Source organism: Mesorhizobium sp. WSM4308 (genome assembly GCF_002294905.1).
Taxonomy (GTDB): Bacteria; Pseudomonadota; Alphaproteobacteria; order Rhizobiales; family Rhizobiaceae; genus Mesorhizobium.
This window is the reverse complement of record NZ_NSFW01000035.1, coordinates 20442-28148: the sequence shown is the minus strand read 5'-3', so window position 1 is coordinate 28148 and position 7707 is coordinate 20442. Positions and strand designations below refer to the sequence as shown.

At 58.1% G+C, this 7707-nt stretch carries 8 protein-coding genes and 1 pseudogene; 7 read left to right on the top strand and 2 right to left on the bottom strand.

Going from position 1 to position 7707, the window contains the following annotated elements; all coding sequences use genetic code 11:
- Positions 1-2000 (top strand): relaxase/mobilization nuclease domain-containing protein (locus CK227_RS35530; protein ID WP_210421441.1); only part of this gene is annotated, 2000 nt, incomplete at its 5' end.
- Between the two features lie 83 nt (positions 2001-2083).
- On the opposite strand, the gene CK227_RS35525 is transcribed toward CK227_RS35530, so the two are convergent.
- Positions 2084-2335, bottom strand: a complete 252-nt coding sequence (locus CK227_RS35525; RefSeq protein ID WP_095776145.1) for an exopolysaccharide production repressor protein — start codon at positions 2333-2335, stop codon at positions 2084-2086.
- A gap of 415 nt (positions 2336-2750) precedes the next feature.
- Between CK227_RS35525 and CK227_RS37005 the strand changes: the two genes are divergently transcribed.
- Genes CK227_RS37005 through CK227_RS35510 form a run of 3 tightly spaced genes read left to right on the top strand, consistent with a single transcriptional unit; the run spans position 2751 to position 3469 of the window.
- A complete protein-coding gene (locus CK227_RS37005) occupies positions 2751-2924 on the top strand; it encodes a hypothetical protein (protein WP_179296595.1) in 174 nt (57 codons plus the stop codon).
- A gap of 15 nt (positions 2925-2939) precedes the next feature.
- Complete coding sequence (locus CK227_RS35515) at positions 2940-3149, top strand: hypothetical protein (protein ID WP_142886627.1); 210 nt, start codon at positions 2940-2942, stop codon at positions 3147-3149.
- On the top strand, positions 3146-3469 hold the full coding sequence (locus CK227_RS35510) for a hypothetical protein (protein ID WP_095776142.1): 324 nt from the start codon (positions 3146-3148) through the stop codon (positions 3467-3469). Before CK227_RS35515 ends, CK227_RS35510 begins: the two co-directional genes overlap by 4 nt.
- A gap of 178 nt (positions 3470-3647) precedes the next feature.
- Here CK227_RS35510 and CK227_RS35505 read toward each other — a convergent pair whose 3' ends face one another.
- The gene (locus tag CK227_RS35505) at positions 3648-4583 is read right to left on the bottom strand and encodes an XRE family transcriptional regulator (RefSeq protein ID WP_142886626.1); all 936 of its coding nucleotides are present in this window, start codon (positions 4581-4583) and stop codon (positions 3648-3650) included.
- 240 nt (positions 4584-4823) lie between these two features.
- On the opposite strand from CK227_RS35505, the gene CK227_RS37000 reads away from it, so the two are divergent.
- The 3 genes and pseudogenes from CK227_RS37000 to CK227_RS37695 all read left to right on the top strand — a co-directional run.
- Positions 4824-4967, top strand: coding sequence for a hypothetical protein (locus CK227_RS37000; RefSeq protein WP_179296594.1), 144 nt, complete (start codon positions 4824-4826; stop codon positions 4965-4967).
- Between the two features lie 911 nt (positions 4968-5878).
- Complete coding sequence (locus tag CK227_RS35495; RefSeq protein WP_095804229.1) at positions 5879-7492, top strand: hypothetical protein; 1614 nt, start codon at positions 5879-5881, stop codon at positions 7490-7492.
- Positions 7493-7524: 32 nt separating this feature from the next.
- A pseudogene (locus tag CK227_RS37695) lies at positions 7525-7695 on the top strand (LysE family translocator); the annotation flags it as partial.
- Between the last annotated feature and the right edge of the window lie 12 nt (positions 7696-7707).

Sequence of the window (7707 nt, the reverse complement as noted above, 5' to 3'; positions counted from 1 at the left end):
GGACAGGAGGGGTGGGGAGCTCCGTCGCCAGCAAGTCTCCGAAGTCCGCCGTGGCTGCGACCACCCCCAATGCCGCTAGCGCGCCGATCATGGTCTATGGCGCTACGCTCGCCGGATTCCGGCCGGAAGAGGAGGAGGAAGACTGGAAGCGGCGCGGCGGCGGCGGCCGTCGTGGGAGTCTCTCGAGCGGTGCAGGGCGAGTGGCGCGGGTCGCCTATCAGGCGCGGGCCGTCGCGGCACGGGCAGGCTATGCGGCGGGCGCGCAGCCTGCTGTGTTCAAGGTCATGCCGAATCCGCCATCGACCAAGGAAGCCGCCGCTCGGCTGCTCAATTACATCGGAAAGCGCGAAGACGAAAAAGGCGAGAAACACGACATCGAGATTTTTGACGAGGATGGACAGGTCCTTGCGACAGGCGGCGCACGAAAGGCGTTCCTGAAGATGTTTTGCGAGACGTTCGAACCACCCCTGGAAAATACCAATTTTATCGAGGTTCGTTTCGATCTCGCCGGCGAGGTCAGCGATGCCGCCTTGAGCGAGGCGTTGAGCGAGGCCTTCGACGCAAAACCATTCATCTATGCTCGGGATGGTCAGACGGTGGAGGTATACGCGCACACTGATGAGCGGGCAGGGCCGCTCGCCAAGGTGCTGGCCGGCGGGCGGGAGAATTCGCGCAGCAAGGCGCTCGACAAGATCGAGGCGCGGTTGTCCGAGGCCATGGGCGCGGCGGGGGTGGTCGCCAAGGCAGAGGTAACGGCGGCCGTCAGCCGTGAACCCAAAGCGAAATACTTTTTGCAAAAGTTCATCCGTACAAACAAAGACGTCCGCACTGCGAACGGCGAGCCAATTCGGGGCGCGAGGAACCCCGCCAAGGCGGCGGCTTCGGTCTATGAACAATGGCGCCCGCAGTTTTCGGGGCGTGAACGCCGCAATGCCTATCACCTGCTTTTCTCGGCAAAGGCCGGCACCGATGCCAACGCGGTCATGGCCGCGGCGCGCGCCGTAATGGAGGAGCGAGCGCCAGGATACAAGTTCGTCCTGGCGCATCACAAGGACACCAAGCACGTCCATATCCACGCGATGGTCCAGGCACGGTCAGCCGACGGCGAACGCCTGAAATTCTACAAGCCAGATATTGTCGCTTGGCGCGAGACCTTTGCGGAAAAAGCACGCGAGAACGGCATTGCGATGGTGGCGACGCGGCGCATGGATCATGCGATGACGCGGCCCTTCACGAAGGAGCACGCCGGAGCCTACAGCCGCGCCCAGAGCGATCCGCGCTACCAGGTTAGCGCCAGGACGATCGAGCGAGTGGAGGCCAAGCGGCAACGCCGTTTGGATGGACAATCCCTTGTCATGAACGGCGACGCAATCGCTGCCGCATGGCAAAAGACTGTGACGACGATGCGGACCGCGGGCGTAGTCGGTCAGGCTCTCACGGCAGCGGAGTCGATCGGCAACAATTTTCTGCGGTTCCGTCGCGATCGGACAGGCGAGGGGGAGTCAGGTCCTGCCGCGGATCGCGGAGCTGATCAATCGGGGCAGAAGTCTTTCCTGTCCCATCCCGGTATGAGAGAATTGAATGCACTGATAGGAGATTTGAACATGGCGCAAACCCCTTTGGAAATGCGGCGTCAGATGGCCCGCGTCAATCAGGCTCTCGACAACATGCGCGAGACGCTGCCTCCGGCGCATCAAGGACAGTTCGAACAGTATCGTGAAGAGGTCAACGACAAGATGCACGACCGTCTCGCGCGGCTGCAGTTCGAGCGGCAGCAACAGCGTCGTGGTGGTGGCAGTGGCGAGCCGATCCCCGAACGCGAGGCGCGAGGGCGAGACCTTCCAACTCGGGACGATCCCCGCCACTCGGAGCAGCCGCGCACCGGCAACGAGCAGGAGATGAGACCCAAGCAGAAGGACGCGAACAAGCAGAAGACTCAGCAGGCTGAAGAGCAGGACCGCAAGACTCAGCGCTCGAATGATAACGATTACGAGCGCTGATCAAAGTCGACATCTTCACCCCAGCCGAATGTGCTAACTCCTTCAAAGCCGCAGGATATGAACCGGATTAAACAGGACTTGCTCTAGGCCATTTGAGAAGACCAAAACACCAGAGGTTGTGTGGGGTCGACCGCAGCCGACCTTGTGTCGGTGGCTCCCAATGCTCGCTTATATATCAAGCGAACGACCAGGCCGAAGTATCCAACCTGCAGAAGGACCAGTGCAAGGATAGTCCATCCGAGCGCCGCCCAGACGGATCCGGTTTCAAGGTACGCCCAGATTGCGGCCACGCTCGTTGTGGCAGACATCCCCACCAGAAACTGCGGAAAATACATGCTTTGCCCAGCCGATCTCGGAACCTTCGCGGTTCGAGAACGTCCCCTTTTGCCCTATGTCCCTCCACCAAGGTTTCACTAATTTTGGCAATTACGCAATTATCCGGTTTCAAATATCGGTGCAGCACGACGTCGCATCGCCTAGCGCCGCTTGTCCGGAGTCACGGCGTGGTTTGTTAAAGCCAGTTGTCTTAGTGATCCAAGTCGGCGGGCCGATGGGGCTCGCCGGCTGAGGCGATATGATACCCCTCTTCATGGCCGCGCAAATTCCTCGCTGGCGATTATCGGCCACACATTGTCGCTCAACCGCTAGGATCGGCTGGCGAGAGTTCCATGTAACGTGAATTTAGCTTCAGCTAATAAAGCCGCTCTGCTAAGCTTAATGGTGGGGAGCCAGGGGACGGAGCGTTTCCCGATGGATGCAACCGAATTGCAGGCGATCAGCGAGACTCTGATGCGGATCGTGACGCCAGATATGATGCCCAAGCAATTGATCAGGGCGGCACGGCACCCGAACGCGTCAAAGAAAGACATCGCCGCGCGCGGCATTCTTTTCGACATAGCCGAGCGTGTAGACCACGGCTCTTGATCAGGAGCATGGCGCTTGCGTCCAACCAATGCCGACCGAATGGCAATCCGCGAGCAACAGATTGAGGTTTGCCGCGACATGATCGAATGGGAAGCGTCACACGATTGGGGCGATGCCGTTCAGCTCGCGCATTTCTCTGCCGATATCATCGAGGAATACAAGCGCCTGATCGCCACTCTGCAACTTATTGCGGACGGGCTGAGAAACCTCGAAACCAGCGAATGAAACAGGCGTCGCGCGATAGGCCGAACTCCTATACGCGTTACCCGCAATGCATTGGAGAAAGCCGCGTGCCGTCGAGATCCTTCGAGAAGGACGTTCAGATACCGCTACAGTATCTTGCTGCCGCGACCTTGATGCATTGGCAGGAGATCCCCGAAGCTGTGCGCACCGCGATTGTCGAGACGGCGACAAGCGGTGCATTCCCCGACTTGCCGCGCTCCACCTCCTTGCATGAACAAATCGCGCGGCTTGTCCGCTACAGCGGGGAGAACCGCGACCAATGCCCACCGGACCTAGAGGCCAAGAAGCGCCGAAAACTGTGAGAACGACGTCACTGCGATGCGGTCGGGCAGACAAAGCCGTCCGACCAAATGGAAAAAGACCGGCGCGAACTGCCCCAGAGGTTGGCGCCTTCGATCCTTCCAAGACTGGCCAATCAGGGGGTGAAAAGCTTCCTCTGCAATGATCGGAAACCGGGTAACGACGCATTGTAAAACGTCATTAGGGTTTGGCGAGGCTCACTTTCTTTCCAATATGATCGCGCCATAGCCCTAGCCGCTTTATTCGATATTCAACAAGTTCCGGTGACGTCCCGAAGAAGGACGCGATCTCGGGGGCACTCTTGCCGTCCGAGACCATACGCTTAATCGCATCTCTTGGAAGCAAAGTGGCCGATGCCAGGAAATAGGCGTCATGTTCTTCAGCACTATCATATGTCCGGCCGAAAGAGCCAGCGATCTTAGCTATCTTGGTTAGCTTATGACCGGCAAGAATGTGCCAATATTCTTCAAGTAGCGTTACTCTTTGCCTCTCAACAGTATGGCAGTCGTTTAGGAAGATAACCCAGCTATCCTGATCAGCACTTAAGGGAACGCTCATCGCGGACCACTCGTTGCGCGAGGGTCCAGCAAGAGTGTTTCTTGTCCTTCCCGGAATACAAGATGAGTCTTGCAGTCGATCCACCGTGACCGAATCAACGACCAAATAGAATGGATCCAGTGGATCGTTCTTCTTCAATCCTAAGTCCCTTCGGAAATCTTCGGCCGTCTGCTCTAGTTCCTCCTTAGACATGGCGATAACGTCCCCATCTGTCGGCGCGCCGCCCGGTTCTGTTATGTCACCCTTAGCGTAGTGCTGACGAAGACACATGGCTGCCTGCAACAGGGTTTGCACGGTCCCGGAGGACGCGTTCTTTCCGGCTCGGAAGTGGACGAATGCCACCCGGTCAAAGCCAAGCTCGTGTTCGTCGGCGTCCGGGCCGAGCCACTCCAACAGCCTAATCTTGGAATTGTTGTCGGGCGATCCATCGCCCCGCTCGATTCGAGCCAAGGTGGAGAAGCTGATCCCTACAATTCCCGACAGTGCTCTTATACTAAGACCTTCGCGTTCGCGCTTCTCGCGGACCGCTCCGACGAGTTTTTTTTCGAATTCGTCCATGTTCACCAATTGTGCGATCAGCACGCCTTGACACACTTCGCCTCAGAATGCATCCTGTGCTGGTGACACAGACTCGCACATCGGCAAGCAAAATGGAAGCGTTGTTGGCCGACGATGCGCTGGCTGAGTTGCAGCGGATTGGCGACGGTTTGGACGCGCGCCGGCCCGTTCGGGTGAAGGACGGGGGCCTCGTTATCCTCGATCCACAGCCCTTCTCAACGACTGTCCAGGAGAAAAGCGATGAGCAACAGCAAAGAGCGGGAGGACCCGCAACCCGAGCACGGCAAAGGTCCACCCGACGGCAAAGGTCGTCCGATCGATCACGGCCGCCCCGTGCCGGATCACGGATCGTCGGCCTCGCCGGCAACTACGCCGGGCAGCTAGAGAATGTGCAACGGGCATACCCCGGCACAACTCTCCTCCCCGATGACCATGGAGTATGGCTTCTCGCTCGCAGCCGCGTCGTAGAGGGCCTAGGACGGGAAGCCATATTCCTTATCGCCTTGCCAGAAATATCAGTGGTGGAGCCGCGCGGATGGGCTTTCTGGGATCAAGACGGGCAGGTCGAGTGGATCGGCCCGCGACACACAAATTTTCCTGATGGCTCGGTGTGCGCTTATCACCCGATGCTCGACAAGGCTTGGTCGCCTGGCGGCGACTTGCGTACGTTGCTCGACCTCTACAGCGTTTGGGCGCTCCGTCATCTCCACTTGGCGGTATTTGATCGGTGGCCTGGACGTCAGCACGCTATGCCGGACGATCTCGGGCAGCCTGACCCTTACTATCGGCTAACCCAGTTCAAGGATGCCGAGCTTTGCAGCTGCGGGTCAGATCGACGCTATGGCGAGTGCTGTCGGCCGCACGATCTGAAGCTGCCGTTTCTCTCGATTCTGCGCGCGTTCAAAAGGCGTAATCTCGGTCTCAGCATCCTTGATCGAGCACCCCCCGCCGAGATTTCCGGGTCGATCGCCCAAGGAGGACAAAATTCCCTACCTCCCATCTTGGAGGTTCACGCTACTCTACGAGCGCATTTCGCGGACCTCAGCGGGAACCCTTCGCTCTACATCCCCTAAGAGATGCACGATTGGGTCAGAGCTTATCGAGGTAGCCGGAGATGTAGTCGCCCGCTGACCCCAAATCCTCGTGACAATATTTGTTTAGGGCACCTGCCTTCAGAGTCTGCCCTGGACTGCTCACGCTAAGTGCTGCTACGGCGCAGGCAAACACAGCCCAATTTTTCATAACGCCTCACTAAGCATCGTGGCTGCTGTGCTTTTGACTAGGAATCTCATACCTTGATACAGCAGGGCGGGCTCGAACAAAATATGGCTGATTCACCGAAACAAATGCTCGCGCTCAGAAAGCACAAAAGCACGCGGGAGCGGCTGCTTAGGAACCTCTCGAACGTCAACGACTTCGGGACCTTGAAGATATTATGGGCGGTTAACGCTCTTCAGTCGGACAATCCACCAGACGTTAGCCCCTTCCTTGCCTACCCAGACAGCGCTGCAGGCGCGCGTTTAGGGAATAACCAATTCATGCCGAAATGGGAATTGGAGAACCTGCTGCTGCTCCTACTGTCAACTCCCAAGACCTTGTCCAATCGGGTTGCGCCCGAGGAAACCTACCGGAAGTTCGACACCGCCAGGATACTCATCAATCTCCTCAAAGCAGCCGAGGCAGCCGAGGAGACCCGGCTCATCGACAATTCCAACATTCTCAACTTCATGCAGAAGCTGGGCCACAAGCAGTTCGCATGGCAACGCGGGTTTTTCAGCATCGAGCGCATGTACCGCTACTACTACGTTTACGGGCAGGGGAATTGCGCCAGCTACTTCGAAGCCCAGCACGGCTTGACCATGGATGAGTTCGCAATGAGTTGCTTGGCACTGCATGTTCAGACCTTTCGCCTGCCGTGGAATAAACCGCCAGACGCGTCGGCCTTGAAGCCCATGCGGCCTGAAGCCATTGGACTGACGCTGGACTTGATTTCGAAGGAGCTAACCGACCAACGCAGCGAAGCACAGGCCCGCATTCATGAGCTGACGCAGAACAGTGAGTGGCGGGTTTCCTACCTGCCGAGCACGCTCAGGTTCCACCCCATTATCTCATCGTCACTGATGGACAGGTACATTGCCCCCCTGCCGCAGCTCATAATGTTTCGCGCGACGTCGGGGCTCTATTATGACCTGGTGAGCGGCCCGCAATCTCTAATTGCGGAGGCGACCGACCGTTTTGAGGCGTATGGTAAGAAGCTCATCGAGGCGAGGTGCCCGCGCTTTAGCGTGATGCGTGAGAGCGAGTATGGGCCGAAGCTGACCCGGGCGCGAACGCCCGATTTGCTCCTCAAGGACGAGGGCACTATCAAGGTGGTGTTTGAATGCAAGGCCACCAAGCTCACGTTTGCCGCCCAATATGCGGATGACCCGCTTGCGCAGGCCCCCAAGGGATTTAGCCAGATTGCCAAGGGCATGTCGCAGCTTTGGAAATTCTTCTCCAGGGCGCGCCGGCGGATTTATAGCGACGAGACGGTGGCGCCAGATGCTTATGGCGTCGTTCTCACCATGGACAGCTGGTTCCACCTTGAGGACAACCAGCTGCCTGCTTTAAGGGCAGAGGCGGAGGCCCTACTTGTGAATGAGCCTGACATGCTGCCCGAGGACAAGCGCGACGTTATCTTCTGCTCAATCGGGGAACTGGACGACTTGCTGGCCGTTTCGACCGAGGATGAGGTCTTGGAAACGCTGGCCAAGACGCGCCTACCCGAGTTTCGGGCATGGCAGCTCACGACGATCAGAAATCCGGAATATGCCTTGACGTTGCCGGCGAGGAAGTTCCCATTCAAGGTCGGTGAGGTTATACCATTGTGGGGTGCGATGCATAAGGCCAACGGTCGCGAGGACACCTAGACCCCCTTATGCAGTATACGGACGTCATCATCATCCTTGCAGGATGTGCGGTGCTGAGCGTTATAATATTCTGCGGGTATGCCGTCGTGTTTTCCACGCAGCCCATGGTCAGGATGTATCGGCGTGCGCGGCGAGGCATTGAAGTTGTTTTAGCCGTCGCCTTTGGTTTTGCGGGGCTGCGGCTCCTGCTTTGGCGAACCTGAAAGGATCTCCTC

Excerpts from the sequence above, each read along its gene's own strand:
- CK227_RS35525 (WP_095776145.1), bottom strand. The coding sequence starts at position 2,335 with ATGTATTTTCCGCAGTTTCTGGTGGGGATGTCTGCCACAACGAGCGTG.
- CK227_RS37005 (WP_179296595.1), top strand. The coding sequence starts at position 2,751 with ATGGATGCAACCGAATTGCAGGCGATCAGCGAGACTCTGATGCGGATC.
- CK227_RS35510 (WP_095776142.1), top strand. The coding sequence starts at position 3,146 with ATGAAACAGGCGTCGCGCGATAGGCCGAACTCCTATACGCGTTACCCG.
- CK227_RS35505 (WP_142886626.1), bottom strand. The coding sequence starts at position 4,583 with ATGGACGAATTCGAAAAAAAACTCGTCGGAGCGGTCCGCGAGAAGCGC.
- CK227_RS37000 (WP_179296594.1), top strand. The coding sequence starts at position 4,824 with ATGAGCAACAGCAAAGAGCGGGAGGACCCGCAACCCGAGCACGGCAAA.